The organism is Roseicyclus sediminis, from assembly GCF_025515305.1.
Classification (GTDB): domain Bacteria; phylum Pseudomonadota; class Alphaproteobacteria; order Rhodobacterales; family Rhodobacteraceae; genus Roseibacterium; species Roseibacterium sediminis.
In genome coordinates, this window is sequence record NZ_JAOPHT010000013.1 from 93749 (window position 1) to 107019 (window position 13271).

At 66.3% G+C, this 13271-nt stretch carries 12 protein-coding genes; 9 read left to right on the forward strand and 3 right to left on the reverse strand.

All coding sequences use genetic code 11. The features are described from left to right. The first annotated feature begins 27 nt into the window (after positions 1-27). The 8 genes from N8I71_RS15665 (at position 28) to N8I71_RS15700 (ending at position 9592) form a co-directional block, all read left to right on the forward strand. Entirely contained in the window at positions 28-1722 is a 1695-nt protein-coding gene (locus tag N8I71_RS15665) for an ABC transporter substrate-binding protein (protein WP_262878949.1), read from the forward strand. Positions 1723-1732: 10 nt separating this feature from the next. Next, positions 1733-2539: an SDR family NAD(P)-dependent oxidoreductase gene (locus tag N8I71_RS15670; RefSeq protein ID WP_262878950.1), complete on the forward strand. Its 807-nt coding sequence runs from the start codon at positions 1733-1735 to the stop codon at positions 2537-2539. An 86-nt stretch (positions 2540-2625) separates the two neighbouring features. Next, complete coding sequence (locus tag N8I71_RS15675; RefSeq protein WP_262878951.1) at positions 2626-3924, forward strand: M24 family metallopeptidase; 1299 nt, start codon at positions 2626-2628, stop codon at positions 3922-3924. A gap of 67 nt (positions 3925-3991) precedes the next feature. Continuing rightward, on the forward strand, positions 3992-4969 hold the full coding sequence (locus tag N8I71_RS15680; RefSeq protein WP_262878952.1) for a thiamine pyrophosphate-dependent dehydrogenase E1 component subunit alpha: 978 nt from the start codon (positions 3992-3994) through the stop codon (positions 4967-4969). Positions 4970-4980: 11 nt separating this feature from the next. Further along, positions 4981-5976 (forward strand): alpha-ketoacid dehydrogenase subunit beta, encoded by a 996-nt coding sequence (locus N8I71_RS15685; protein WP_262878953.1) that lies wholly within the window; start codon positions 4981-4983, stop codon positions 5974-5976. Then, positions 5966-7264 (forward strand): biotin/lipoyl-containing protein, encoded by a 1299-nt coding sequence (locus N8I71_RS15690; protein WP_262878954.1) that lies wholly within the window; start codon positions 5966-5968, stop codon positions 7262-7264. The genes N8I71_RS15685 and N8I71_RS15690 overlap by 11 nt, the downstream gene beginning before the upstream one ends. A 17-nt stretch (positions 7265-7281) precedes the next feature. Continuing rightward, a complete protein-coding gene (locus N8I71_RS15695; RefSeq protein ID WP_262878955.1) occupies positions 7282-8706 on the forward strand; it encodes an NAD-dependent succinate-semialdehyde dehydrogenase in 1425 nt (474 codons plus the stop codon). Between the two features lie 10 nt (positions 8707-8716). Then, positions 8717-9592, forward strand: coding sequence for a 2-oxo acid dehydrogenase subunit E2 (locus tag N8I71_RS15700; protein WP_262878956.1), 876 nt, complete (start codon positions 8717-8719; stop codon positions 9590-9592). Positions 9593-9751: 159 nt separating this feature from the next. On the opposite strand, the gene N8I71_RS15705 is transcribed toward N8I71_RS15700, so the two are convergent. Further along, the gene (locus N8I71_RS15705; protein ID WP_262878957.1) at positions 9752-10960 is read right to left on the reverse strand and encodes a LysR family transcriptional regulator; all 1209 of its coding nucleotides are present in this window, start codon (positions 10958-10960) and stop codon (positions 9752-9754) included. A gap of 12 nt (positions 10961-10972) precedes the next feature. Here N8I71_RS15705 and N8I71_RS15710 point away from each other — a divergent pair, with 12 nt between their 5' ends. Then, positions 10973-11860, forward strand: a complete 888-nt coding sequence (locus N8I71_RS15710) for a M24 family metallopeptidase (protein ID WP_262878958.1) — start codon at positions 10973-10975, stop codon at positions 11858-11860. Positions 11861-12014: 154 nt separating this feature from the next. Here N8I71_RS15710 and N8I71_RS15715 read toward each other — a convergent pair whose 3' ends face one another. Both N8I71_RS15715 and N8I71_RS15720 read right to left on the reverse strand, forming a co-directional pair. Then, the gene (locus N8I71_RS15715) at positions 12015-12689 is read right to left on the reverse strand and encodes a hypothetical protein (protein ID WP_262878959.1); all 675 of its coding nucleotides are present in this window, start codon (positions 12687-12689) and stop codon (positions 12015-12017) included. A 269-nt stretch (positions 12690-12958) separates the two neighbouring features. Next, the gene (locus N8I71_RS15720; protein WP_262878960.1) at positions 12959-13126 is read right to left on the reverse strand and encodes a hypothetical protein; all 168 of its coding nucleotides are present in this window, start codon (positions 13124-13126) and stop codon (positions 12959-12961) included. Between the last annotated feature and the right edge of the window lie 145 nt (positions 13127-13271).

Genomic DNA, 13271 nt, shown 5'->3' on the forward strand with positions numbered 1-13271 from the left:
CCCCTGCGGCAGCGTCAGCCCACAGCCGTGTCCGAGGCCGAACTCGGACGTGCCGTGGAATTTCTCGGCGAACTCTGCGTCGAGATCGACAGCTCTCTGGAACCGACCACCCCGAACCCGCACCTCAACATGATGCTGCACCTCTTGCGCGGGCACATCGAGGGGCGGATGGTCTCGGCTTCCTCGATGGCGGCGGCCTCGGGCGCGCCCTACGCGACCGCCATGCGCAAGCTCGCCGAGATCCAGAAGGCCGGGCTGGTCGAACAGAGGCCGCGCACGAAGTCGGGACGCAGTTTCTCGCTGCATCCCAGCGCCGACCTGCTCGACCGCTTCAGCCATCTCGCCAGCCGCATCGGACGGATCGCGAGAACCACCTTCGACGGGGAGCAGCTGCACGACGACTACTTCTACGGCGGCTCCTACGTGTCGAGCCAGGCGTCGATCGCGCCGCCGCGCGCTCTGCTGGAGCCGCTGAAGCTCTCCGGGGGGCTGCGCATCCTCGTTCATGGCGACCCCACCTTCATGGTGATGGAAACGCTCAAGCGCCAGTTCGAGCAGATCGTCGGGACCGACATCCATCAACGCGCCTTTTCGATCGACCGTCTGCACCAGGAGGCCCTGCGCAACGCCGAACGCAAGCGGAGCGCCTATGATCTCATCGCCGTCGACCTGCCATGGGTCGGGGAATTCGTCACGAAGGGCGTGATCCGGCCGCTGAGCGAGGTCATGGACACCGAGCGGCTCGACCCCGGCGATTTCCACACCGCCGGCTGGCGCGCGACGCACTGGAACGGCGTGCCCTATGGCGTGCCGAGCCAGACGACACCGGAACTCATGTTCTACCGCAAGGACTGGTTTGCGCGCGAGGGCCTGGCGCCCCCGGCCACGAACCGGGACGTCATCGAGGCCGCGCGGCACTTCCACGACCCACGGAACGGCCGCTACGGGGTGGCCTGGAACGCCGCGCGGGGAACCGCGCTCGGGCATACCTACATGATTACCAGCGCGGCCTTCGGCCAGCCGATCATCGACCTGCCCCGCGTGGCCGGAGGATACGACGCCGACAAACTCGGCAGCGGCACCTACACGCCCCGCCTCGACACGCCGCGCGCACTGGCGGCGGCGAACTATCTCATGGAATTGCTGGAGTATTCGCCCCCCGACATCCTGTCGATGTCCTGGTACGAGCGGGTTCGCCCCTTTGCCGCGGGCAAGGTCGCGATGGCCTACGGCTACACGCTTCTGGCACCCTATTTCGAGCTGGACGAGACCTGTCCGGCGCATGGCAACACCGGCTACCTGCCGCATCCGCACGGCCCCGAAGGCGCCCCGATCGCACCGGTGGGCGGCTACGCGCTGTGCATTCCGGCAAACCTCGACGAGGATCGCGTGGCGGACGCGGCGGAGGCGCTGATCGCCTTCACCTCTCCCGCGGCGCAGAAACTCTACGTGCAGAACGGCAGCCGCACCGCGCCGCGCTATTCCGTCGGCGCGGACCCCGAGGTGCGCCGCCTGTCGCCGATCTTCGAGACCGTCGACCAGATGTCCTGGCGCGACGAACTGCAATTCTGGCCGCGTCCGCCGATCCCGCAGATCTCGGACATCATCCACCTGTGCGGCCACGAGTTGCACGACATGCTCCGCGGTCTCGTGACACCGGAGGCGGCGCTGGCCCGCGTGCAGGAACGCGCCGAAGAAATCCTACGAAAACCAGTCCATTAGGGAGGAAGACATGGACCCCAATCGCCTGAAGGGAAAGAACATCCTGATCACCGGGGCCGGGCGCGGCATGGGTGCCGCCAATGCCGAGGCCTTCGCCGCGCAGGGGGCCAATGTCTGCCTCGGCGACCTCGACGAGGCCGCCGCGAGGGAAGTCGCCGACCGCATCAGCGCCGCCGGCAACGGCAAGGCGATCGCGGTCCGGATGGACGTGACGAAACGCGAGGACAACGCCAATGCCGTCGCCGCGACGGTGGATGCCTTCGGGAACATCAACGTGGGCCTCTTCAATGCCGGCCTGAACAAGCCCCGGTTCTTCATGGATATCGATGAAGACAACTGGGACATGATCATGACGGTCAACACCAAGGCCATGTGGCTCGGCATGCAGGAGACCGCCCGCCAGATGATCGCGCAAGGGCCGCAGGACGCGCCCTACAAGCTGATCAACGTGGGCTCCATCGCCTCGCGCAAGCCGCTGGTGGACGTGACCGTCTACTGCACGTCGAAATACGGCTGCCTCGCGCTCACGCATTGCGGCGCCGTCGCGCTGGCCGAGCACAACATCACCGTCAACGGCTACGCGCCGGGTGTCGTGGTGACCCCGCTGTGGGAGCAGCTGGACAAGGACCTCGTCGACATCGGCTTCAAGGAGCGCGAGGGGCAGGCCTACGACGACATCGTGCGCGATGCGCTGCAGATCAAGCGCGTGTCCTATCCCGACGACATCACCGGCACCGCATCGTTCCTCGCTTCGGGCGACAGCGACTACATGACCGGCCAGATGATCCACATCGATGGCGGCTGGTGCATCCAGTGAGCCGGCGGGGTGGGCAATATGCCCACCCGTTCCCAATGCAATCCAGATGAACGGCGGGCAGAGCGCCCGCCCTACGGAGTTATCCCATGTCACGCGCCCTGATGCCGAACCTTCTGACCCCCCAGGACCTCGAACCGAACTGGGAATGGCGCGAGCGCCTGCCCGCCTGGGGGCATACCTCGGTCGATTTCGAACGCCGGATCGACCATGACCGGCTGCGCCGCTACCGCCTCGCCCGCACGCGGCAGGCGCTGCAGGCCTCGAACGCGGGTACGCTCCTGCTCTTCGACGTGAACAACATCCGGTACGTCAGTGCGACCAAGATCGGCGAATGGGAGCGGGACAAGATGTGCCGCTTCTGCCTGCTGACCGGCGACGACAGCCCCTATGTGTGGGACTTCGGATCGGCCGCGATGCATCACAAGCGTCACTCCGACTGGCTCGAGCCCGACCATTGCCTGGCCGGCGTCGTCGGCATGCGCGGCACCATCCCGCCGGAATTCGGCCTGATGCAGAAATACGCCAAGCAGATCGCGCAACTCATCCGGGATGCCGGCATGGCCGACATGCCGGTGGGCGTGGACTATGCCGAGACCGCCATGTTCCACGCGCTGCAGGAAGAGGGCCTGCATGTCGTCGACGGCCAGCAGATCATGCTGGCGGCGCGCGAGATCAAGAACTGGGACGAGATCCAGCTTCTGACGCAGGCGGCCTCCATGGTCGATGGCGTCTACCACATGATCTACGAGGAGCTGAAACCGGGCATCCGCGAGAACGACATCGTCGCGCTGTCGAACAAGCTTCTCTACGAGATGGGATCGGACGACGTCGAGGCGATCAACGCGATCAGCGGAGAACGCTGCAATCCGCATCCGCACAACTTCACCGACCGGCTGTTCCGGCCCGGCGACCAGGCGTTTTTCGATATTCTCCAGTCCTACCAGGGGTATCGCACCTGCTACTACAGGACCTTCAACATCGGGCGCGCGACGCCCGCCCAGAATGACGCCTACGTGAAGGCCCGCGAATGGATCGACGCCTCGATCGCGCTGATCAAGCCGGGCGTGACCACCGATACCGTCGCCAAGGTCTGGCCGACCGCCGAAAGCCTCGGCTTCCCGAACGAGGACGCGGCCTTCGGGCTTCAGTTCGGCCACGGCCTCGGGCTGGCGCTGCACGAGCGGCCCATCATCAGCCGTGCCGTGTCGCTCGAACATCCGATGGAGATCCAGACCGGCATGGTCTTCGCGCTCGAGACCTACTGCCCGGCCGCCGACGGCTATTCCGCCGCGCGGATCGAGGAGGAGGTCGTGGTGACCGAGACAGGGTGCGAGGTGATCAGCCTCTTCCCGGCCGAGGAACTGCCAATCGCCAACCGCTACTGAGCGATGCGGGGGCAACCCCGCATCCACGCAAGGCGGGACTGTCCCGCCGCTCCTCACGAGGACCGACATGGCAAAGCCCAAGACCAACACCGAGGACTACCTGCGGATGTACCGCCAGATGGTCCGCATCCGCACCTTCGAGGACAACGCCAACCAGCTCTATCTCTCGGCCAAGATGCCGGGGCTGACGCACATGTATTCCGGCGAGGAAGCCGTGGCCGTGGGCATCTGCGAGGCGCTGACCGACGACGACCGCATCACCTCGACCCATCGCGGCCACGGCCATTGCGTGGCCAAGGGAGCCGAGTTCAAGGCGATGTTCTGCGAACTACTGGGCAAGGCCGAGGGCTATTGCCGGGGCAAGGGCGGGTCCATGCACATCGCCGACCAGAGCCACGGGAACCTCGGCGCGAACGCCATCGTCGGCGGCTCGATGGGGATCGCCACGGGCTCGGCGCTGCGCGCGAAGCTCCAGGGCAAGGATGACGTGACCGTCTGCTTCTTCGGCGACGGCGCGACGGCCCAGGGCCTCTGGTACGAGGTCATGAACATGGCGGCGCTGTGGAACCTGCCGGTCATCTATGCCTGCGAAAACAACGGCTATTCGGAATACACCAAGACCGAGGAGATCGCCGCGGGTTCCATCATGGCCCGTGCCGAGGCCTTCGGGATCGAAAGCCACCAGGTCGATGGCCAGGATGTTCTGGCCGTCAACGAACTGACGCAGAAGCTGGTGGCGCGCGCCCGCAAGGGCGAAGGGCCGTTCTTCATGGAGCTCATGACCTATCGCTACCACGGCCACCACGTCGGCGACATCAACCGCGAATACTACCGCTCGAAGGACGAGGAGAAGGACTGGAAGGAGAACCGCGACCCGATCATCCGTTTCCGCGCCTTTCTCGTCTCCGAGGGCATCGCGTCCGAGGAAGAGATCGAGGCGATGAACGCGGAGATCGAGAAGGACGCGGCCGAGGCCGTCGCCTACGCCGAGAAGGCCCCCTACCCGCCGGCCGAAGAGGTCGACATGCACGTCTACGCGGACTGAGGAGAGACACGATGCGAGAGATCACACTGTCCCAGGCCGTGAACGAGGCACTGGCCGAGGAGATGCGCCGCGACCCGACGGTCTTCATCCTCGGCGAGGACGTGGCCGAGGCGGGCACGCCGTTCAAGGTCCTGTCCGGTCTTGTAGAAGAATTCGGCACCACCCGCGTCATCGACACGCCGATCTCCGAGCCCGGTTTCGTCGGCATGGCCGTCGGTGCCGCGATGACCGGTGCGCGGCCGGTCGTCGACCTGATGTTCGGCGATTTCATCTACCTGGTGATGGATCAGCTCTGCAACCAGGCGGCCAAGCAGCACTACATGTCCGGCGGCAAGCTGACGGTCCCCATGGTGCTGCGCACGAACCTCGGCGCCACCCGCCGTTCCGCCGCGCAGCATTCGCAGTCGCTGCAGGCGCTCGTCGCGCATATCCCGGGGCTGAAGGTCGCCCTGCCCTCCTCGGCCTACGAGGCCAAGGGCCTGATGAAGACCGCGATCCGCGACAACAATCCGGTCGTCATCTTCGAAGACAAGCTGATGTACCAGGACAAGGCGCCGGTGCCCGAAGAGGAATACCTGATCCCCTTCGGCGTCGCGAACGTGAAGCGCGAGGGGCGCGACATCACGCTGATCGCCACCTCGTCGATGGTGCAGGTGGCGGAAAAGGCCGCCGTCATTCTTGCACAGGAAGGGATCGAAGCCGAGGTGATCGACCCGCGCACCATCGTGCCGCTGGACGAGAAGACCCTCCTCGACAGCGTCAGGAAGACCAGCCGCGCCATCGTCATCGACGAGGGGCACCAGAGCTACGGCGTGACGGCCGAGATCGCGAGCCGCCTGAACGAAAAGGCGTTCTACCATCTCGACGCGCCGGTCTTGCGGATGGGCGCGATGGACGTGCCGGTGCCGTTCAGCCCCGCGCTCGAGGACCTGACGGTGCCCACGCCCGAGGCGGTGGCCGAGAATGCCCGCAAGCTCTGCTCAGGGGAGCTGATCCATGCCGCATGACGTGACCATGCCCCAGCTCGGCATGGCGCAGGACGCGGGCAAGATCGTGTCCTGGCTCAAGTCTCCGGGCGACGAGGTGGCGAAGGGCGACGCGCTTTTCGAGGTCGAGACGGACAAGGCCGTGATGGAGGTCGAAAGCCCCGCGAACGGCTTCCTGACGGGCGTGGCCTATGCCGCCGGCGACGATGTGCCCGTGGGCCAGGTCATCGCCCGCATCTCCGATAGCGCGGACGACGACGCGGAGCCCGAGGCGCAGGCGCCGGAGGCCGCGGCCGGACAGGCCGACGACCTGCCCGAGGGCCACGCGGTGACCATGCCGCAGCTCGGCATGGCGCAGGATAGCGGTCTTCTCGTCAATTGGCTGAAGTCGCCCGGCGAAGAAGTGGCCGCCGATGACATCCTCTTCGAGGTAGAGACCGACAAGAGCACGATGGAGGTCGAGGCAGGCCGCAAGGGTTGGCTCGCCGCGACATTGGCCGAGGCGGGCGAAGAGGTGCCGGTGGGCGATCCCGTGGCCATCATCGCGGAGGCGAAGCCAGAGGCGCCCGTCGCGCGCTCGGTGAAGGACGGGGGGGCGCGCCCTGCCCCTGCAGCCCCCGTGCCGGCGGAGAAGAACACGGCAGCCGCGCCCGCGAAACCGGCAGCGGCCGCTCCCGCGCCGAAGCCCCCGAGTGCCGGCGGCGGGCGCATCCTCGCCTCGCCCAAGGCGCGGCGGCTGGCGCTGGAACAGGGGCTCGACCTGAACCGCCTTGCCAAGGCGGGCCATCCGCAGCCCTTCCACGTCGCGGACCTCGAGGCCCTGCGCAAGATGCCTGCGGCTGCTGCGGCGACGGCCCCCTCGGAGGCGCCGCGCCGCCTCACGGCGACCTGCGCCGAAGACGGCCTGTCTGAGTTCGTGCCCTGGGCCGCCGAGACGCGGGGCCTCACGCCTGACACGATCCTCGCGGGCCTGGCCGGTGCCAGCCTCGCGGCGGACGGCACTGTGACCGTCTCCGTCGAATCCCTCGGAACCGAGCGCCGTTTCGCCGTTCCCCCGGGCCGCAGTCTTTCGGCGGTTGCCGAAACCGAGGACGCCCCCGCGCTGATCGTCCGTGACCTGCGCGGAACCCCGATCTCCACCGTCGCGTTGGGAGCGGAGGAGGCGCCGGTCCTGACCATCGCGAGGGACGGCGCGGGTCTTTCGATCACGCTGGAATGCGCGGCCCGTGCCCTGGATCCGGGCGAGGCGATCCGGCTTCTCACCGATTTCGCGGGGCGGATGGAACACCCCCTCCGCCACCTGCTCTGACAACGGGAGTTCCCCTGATGGACTACACCGATCTCTACATCGACGGCGAATGGCGCAAGGGAACCGAGCGCTTCGACGTCATCAACCCCGCAACCGAGGAGGTTCTGGCCTCCGTCGCCTCGGCCGACATCGCCGACGCGGACGCGGCCCTCGATGCCGCCGAACGGGCGATGGCCGAGTGGGCCGCGCGCAAGCCCCGCGAGCGCTCGGAGGTGCTGCGCCGCGCCTGGGAGCTGATGACGGACAGGCTCGACCACTTCGCGCATCTCATCACGCTCGAGAACGGCAAGGCGCGGGCCGACGCGATCGGCGAGGCGACCTATGCCGCCGAATTCTTCCGCTGGTTCGCGGAAGAGGCGGTGCGCGCCGATGGCCTGATCACCCACGCCCCCGCAAGCGGCGCGCGCATCGTCGTGCAGCACAAGCCCGCGGGCCTCGCCGTGCTGATCACGCCATGGAACTACCCCGCCGCCATGGGCACGCGGAAGATCGCACCGGCACTGGCGGCTGGCTGCGGCGTGGTGATCAAGCCCGCCTCGGAGACGCCGCTGACGATGCTGGCGCTGATGCCGCTTCTGGAAGAGGCGGGCGTGCCGAAGGGTCTCGTCAACGTGCTGCCGTCCAAGAAGACGGGCGCGCTCGTGGATCACATGCTCCACGATCCGCGTGTGCGGGTCGTCAGCTTCACCGGCTCGACCGGCGTTGGCCGCAAACTCCTCAAGTCCGCCGCCGACCAGGTGCTGAAGCCGGCGATGGAACTGGGCGGCAACGCGCCCGTGCTGGTGCTGAAGGACGCCGACATGGATACGGCGATCGAGGGCACGATGCTGGCCAAGATGCGCAACCTGGGCGAGGCCTGCACCGCCGCCAACCGCATCTATGTCCACGAGAGTCTCGCCGATGACTTCACCCGAAGGCTATCGGCCCGCATGTCCGCGCTCAAGGTCGGGGACGGGACGGATCCGTCCGTGGACGTCGGGCCCCTCGTGAACGCCGAAACCCGCGACAAGGTGGCGGAATTCGTCTCGGATGCGCTGGCCAAGGGGGCGAAACTCGAATGCGGCGGCACGGTGCCGAACGGACCGGGCTTCTTCTACCCGCCCACCGTCATTTCCAACGTGCCCGAGACCGCCGATTGCGTCCATGACGAGATCTTCGGCCCCGTCGCCGCGATCCAGACCTTCGCCGACGAGGACGATGCGATCCGGAGGGCCAACGCGACCGAGTACGGGCTGGTCGCCTATGTCTTCAGCGCCGACTTCAAGCGCGCCATGCAGGTGTGCGAGCGGCTGGATTACGGCATGGTCGGTCTCAACCGGGGCCTTGTCTCCGACCCCGCCGCCCCCTTCGGCGGCACCAAGCAGTCCGGCCTCGGCCGCGAAGGCGGGCACGAGGGAATGCTGGAGTTCATGGAAACCCAGTACATCTCGGCGGAATGGTGAGGTCCCCCCGATGAGCCATATCTCCGCAAGCCCCTCGACCCGCAAACTGGCCCTTCAGAAGGGGGTCGATCTCGAGGCACAGGCAAAACGGCTTGGACGCACAACGATCGGGCCCGAGGACCTCGAAGGCGCACCCACTCAGGCGGCGTCGGGCGACACCTCGTACTGGGCGGTGGACCACGCGCAATTCGGGCCCGTCACCGAGGAACCGATGAGCCGCTTCGCACAGGTCGCGGCCCGCAACCTCGCCGCCGCACAGGCCCTGATCCCGGCCGTCACGCACCACGACCGCGCCGATGTGACGGCCATCGAGGGCCTTCGCGCCGCCTGGAAGGCGGACGCGCAGGCGCGCGGCGTCAAGCTGACCGCGCTCGCGTTCCATGTCGCGGCGCTGGCGCGGGCGCTGCGCGCCTTTCCCCGGTTCAACGCCTCGCTGTCTCAGGACGGCGAAACGCTGATCCTCAAGGGATATGTCCATGTCGGCATCGCCGTCGATACGCCCCATGGCCTGATGGTGCCCGTCATCCGCGATGCCGACCAAAAGGGCCTGTGGTCCATCGCACGCGAGATCGGCGACCTCGCCGCACGCGCGCAGGCGCGCAAGATCGGACCCGACGAGATGGGCGGCGCGTCCATGACGATCACCAACCTGGGGGGTATCGGCGGCACGGCCTTCACGCCGATCGTGAACCCGCCCGAGGTCGCCATCCTCGGCATCACCAGAACCGAGACCGTTACGGTCTGGGACGGCGATACCCCGCGCCCGGTGCCGATGGTGCCGCTCGACCTGTCCTATGACCACCGCGTGATCAACGGCGCGGACGCCGCACGGTTCCTCGCCTTCTACGCGGGGCTGATCGCCGATCCACGCAACATGCTGCTTTGACGGCGACGGGCACCCATCCACATCCGCCAAACGGCCCGGCGCGGCGTCAAGCCGGTCGCGTCATGCAAGCGCTGACTGCCAGGCGACGGCGTGGTCGGGAAGCGTCGCGACCCTCCGCCCATCGCCGCCTCTTGGAAATGGCAACCGAGGGGACACAGATCATCTGTCCCCGGGCCGCGGTGCCGTCGTCCCAAGGCTGTCGTGACCTCCTGACGCGATCACCATGGCTGCTTGATCTGCATTGCCGCCAAGGCCGGTCGGATCTTCCGATTTTTCTGTGGGGTTTTCTTCGAAACACTCGTGCAACCAGTCAGCGAATACCCCCGCGATGCTTCCCGCCCCGCGCGCCCGGTCCTGTACCTTGATCCAGTAGCAGCAGTCGGATTGCACCTGACTACCCGGCACGATGGCGAGAAGGCCGCGTTCCAGATGGTCGGCCGCGTTGTAGAGGCTGATCAGGCCCAGGCCGTCTTTTCGCTGCAACAGATCCACCGCAAGATGCTCTGCCGCCATATGAGTGCCCAGTGCCGGAAGCGCGGCAGGCAGGCCCATGATCTCGCGCCATCGCGCCCAGGTGAATGCGCCGCGGACACTGCCATGCTGGGTCCCCACGTGGACAAGCGTCCCCGACAAGACGTCATTCAGATCGGTAGGCGGCGACTTGATCAAAGGGTGATCCGGACGCGCCATCACGGCACAGACATCCCGAAACAGCAATTTCCAGGTGTCGCCGGGCTTGCGGTCGGAATGGACGATCTTGATGTCGGCATCGCCTTCCATCGCGGGATCATGCGACGGAAGGATGCGCAGATCTGCCTCGGGGTGCCGCCCCTCGAAGTCAGAAAGGTGTCCGGCCAGCCAAAGCGTGGCAAACGAATAGGGCGCGACGATATGAACGATCGTCTCGTTCGTGCGGGACTGACGGGCATCGGCGAGCCGAATGCGTTCGAACGCATCCCCCAGGATCCCCGCAACCTCCTGACCAAGCGCGGTGGGCCCAAAACGCCCTTTGCGGCGGATGACGAGGGGCTGGCCGCAGGTTTCTTCGAGATCGCGCAGCCGATGGCTTATCGCTGCGGGCGTCACGCATAACTCGCGCGCGGCGGCCGACAGCGTGCCGTGACGCAACACGGCCTCGAAGGCGCGCAGACTGGTCAGGGACGGGGCATTGCGCATCGGGTCACCTTTTACCCGAGGTAAAAAAAACAGCGCGAAAAAATGAATAACGATGTCGGCACCTTGGCACCTATCATGAGGAAAGTTGCCGTTTGTGCAGAATGTGACAGCAGCGAGAGACGGCAGCAGATGCCAAAAGATGCAATCGAGCGTCCGGACCTGCACGAGCTGTACTTGGCGCGCCTTGCCCATGTTCGGGCCGCGATGCGGAAGGCCGATATTCCGGCGGTTCTGGAACTGGATTCCAACCACATCATCTATGCGACCGGTGCGAGCAACATGCAGTTGTTCACCCTGCGCACGCCGGCACGCTACCTGCTGATCCTCGCCGACGGACCCACCATCCTCTACGAATATGTGGGCTGCGAACATCTGGCAAAGGACTTGCCGACCATCGACGAAATCCGCCCCTCGGAAGGGTTGGATACGATCAGTTCGGGCGGAGACGTCGCAGGGGCCTCCAGACGGTTCGCGGCCGAGATCGCAGGCGCGATCCGGGATCACGATTCCGAAATCGACACGCTGGCAATCGGTCGCTTCCCATGGCGCGCAGTCGACGCGCTGCGCGCCGAGGGGCTGACGGTCACGGACGCCGATGCGGCCCTGCTGCCCGCCCGCGCGATCAAGCTCGACATCGAATTGCCCTTCATCCGCGAAGCCATGCGCAGGGTCGAGGCGGGCGTGCGCCGGCTTGAGGAAACGGCGGCCCCCGACCGCACCGAAGCGGAAACCTGGGCCGAGTTTCACTATTCCCTCATGGCCAGGGAGGGGCGGTATATCTCGACGCGGCTCTTCCAGAGCGGCCCCAACACGTTCCCCTATTTTCAAGAGGCAGGATCGCGGGTCCTGCAGCCGGGGGACCTGCTGTGCCTGGATACCGATGCCATCGGGTTCGAGAACTACGCCGTGGATTTTTCCCGGACCTTGCGAATTGCCCGAGAGACTGAGGTGAGCACTGGCCTACAGGCGTGGATGGCAGCGTTGGGCTCGAAGGACTCGTTCGCTACGCTTGTCGTGAACGGCCGCTGCGTCAGAGACCGGACGTTCGCCACGGGAAGGCCGGGCGACGGCACAGCGGACCAAGCTGCCTGATGCTGGTGCAGCGACAGGCGTATCAACTCAGGGCTGGTGTTCAACCACCTGGACAGATGTCCCAGGTCTTGCCGAGAGGCGACCGAACCCTCTGCGTCGCCTCATGCCGGGTCGCTCTGACAAGGTCACGCGGGACCGTGCGAGTAGGATTTCGTCAGGCTCGACGTCGCCGCAGAACCCCGAGCAGGCCGAGGCTCGTCGCCATCAGCAGCAGACCTGCTGGGAGTGGAACCGCGGCGATCTGGGTCAGGGTAAACCTGTCCGCCGTCACGGCGATCGTGCCACCCGGCAGGCCTGGACCCGCGCTTTGGAAGTTCAGGAAGAAGCCTGCAGAGGTGAAATCGGACAGCGGCGTCGCCGCCCAGACAGCCGGATCGACCAACGGCGCCGAGAACACACCGTCGAATGTGTCACTGAAGTTGATCTGGACGTTATTGAGGATGCGGCCGTTCACATTGGGGGCAGACATATCGTGACGGGTCGCGTTGATGAAACTGCGCGTCGCCGATGAGGCGCGAAAAAGCTGACCCTGACTGCCTGCGCCTCCGGTGGCGACGTAGCTGCCGAGTGTGACCTGGGCCTGTGGAACGGCGTTCTGATAAAGTGTGTTGGTCGCCGAGAAGACCGTGGGACTGGAGAGATCGATCTCGAACCGTCCATAGGCCGCGTCGCCGGCCGTGATGCCGTCACCGGCCAAGGATACGAAAGCGATGGGATCTACCTCGCCCCACATCTCCAGCAGGTATGTCGCGGCTTTTGCCGCCGGGGCGGCTCCGAGCCAGAGGGCGAGCCCGAGACCGGCGCAGATCATTCTTGAAATATGAAGCATGGCTAATTCTCCCGTTTAGGTGCCGATCGCGGTCGAGACACCCTCGGTCCCGGCGGCGAAGGGAAGCGCGGCGCGCATGAGCCCGCCGCAGGTAAGCGCTGTCCGTGATGTCATCGCGCGGGTGCCCTCGATCATCTGTTTCAATGCCGTTGCCAGTCGCGCCGAACCGCTGCTTCCACCGAATGGCGCAGCCACTTCGCTGCATGAGGGGCGGCGTCATTTCTCCCCTCCGGCGGCCGATCTCGAACACTGCGGGCATCGCGACCTACTCAAATCTCTTCGTTCTCCGCCCAGATGACGCCGCGCCCGTCCGGCTGCGGCGCGGGCTTCTCGACCGGTGTGATCCTGTCTGGCGCAGTCCGTTGCTGAGCCGCCACCGGCCCGCCGAGCCCGAGCGCCAGGGCGGTGGCGATGATCCATGCGAAACGTTTTGTCATGTCGTGATCCTTCCTCGCGAAAATCCGCCGCGCACTCATATGGATTCTTGCTCCGCCCAGATGATGCCGCGCCCGTCCGGCTGCGGGGCGGGCTTCTCGACCGGTGTGATCCTGTCCGGCGCGGTTCGTTGCTGAGCCGCCACCG

Excerpts from the sequence above, each read along its gene's own strand:
- N8I71_RS15670 (WP_262878950.1), top strand. The coding sequence starts at position 1,733 with ATGGACCCCAATCGCCTGAAGGGAAAGAACATCCTGATCACCGGGGCC.
- N8I71_RS15675 (WP_262878951.1), top strand. The coding sequence starts at position 2,626 with ATGTCACGCGCCCTGATGCCGAACCTTCTGACCCCCCAGGACCTCGAA.
- N8I71_RS15680 (WP_262878952.1), top strand. The coding sequence starts at position 3,992 with ATGGCAAAGCCCAAGACCAACACCGAGGACTACCTGCGGATGTACCGC.
- N8I71_RS15685 (WP_262878953.1), top strand. The coding sequence starts at position 4,981 with ATGCGAGAGATCACACTGTCCCAGGCCGTGAACGAGGCACTGGCCGAG.
- N8I71_RS15690 (WP_262878954.1), top strand. The coding sequence starts at position 5,966 with ATGCCGCATGACGTGACCATGCCCCAGCTCGGCATGGCGCAGGACGCG.
- N8I71_RS15695 (WP_262878955.1), top strand. The coding sequence starts at position 7,282 with ATGGACTACACCGATCTCTACATCGACGGCGAATGGCGCAAGGGAACC.
- N8I71_RS15700 (WP_262878956.1), top strand. The coding sequence starts at position 8,717 with ATGAGCCATATCTCCGCAAGCCCCTCGACCCGCAAACTGGCCCTTCAG.
- N8I71_RS15705 (WP_262878957.1), bottom strand. The coding sequence starts at position 10,960 with ATGGGCAAGGCGCGCCAAGTACAGCTCGTGCAGGTCCGGACGCTCGAT.
- N8I71_RS15710 (WP_262878958.1), top strand. The coding sequence starts at position 10,973 with ATGCGGAAGGCCGATATTCCGGCGGTTCTGGAACTGGATTCCAACCAC.
- N8I71_RS15715 (WP_262878959.1), bottom strand. The coding sequence starts at position 12,689 with ATGCTTCATATTTCAAGAATGATCTGCGCCGGTCTCGGGCTCGCCCTC.
- N8I71_RS15720 (WP_262878960.1), bottom strand. The coding sequence starts at position 13,126 with ATGACAAAACGTTTCGCATGGATCATCGCCACCGCCCTGGCGCTCGGG.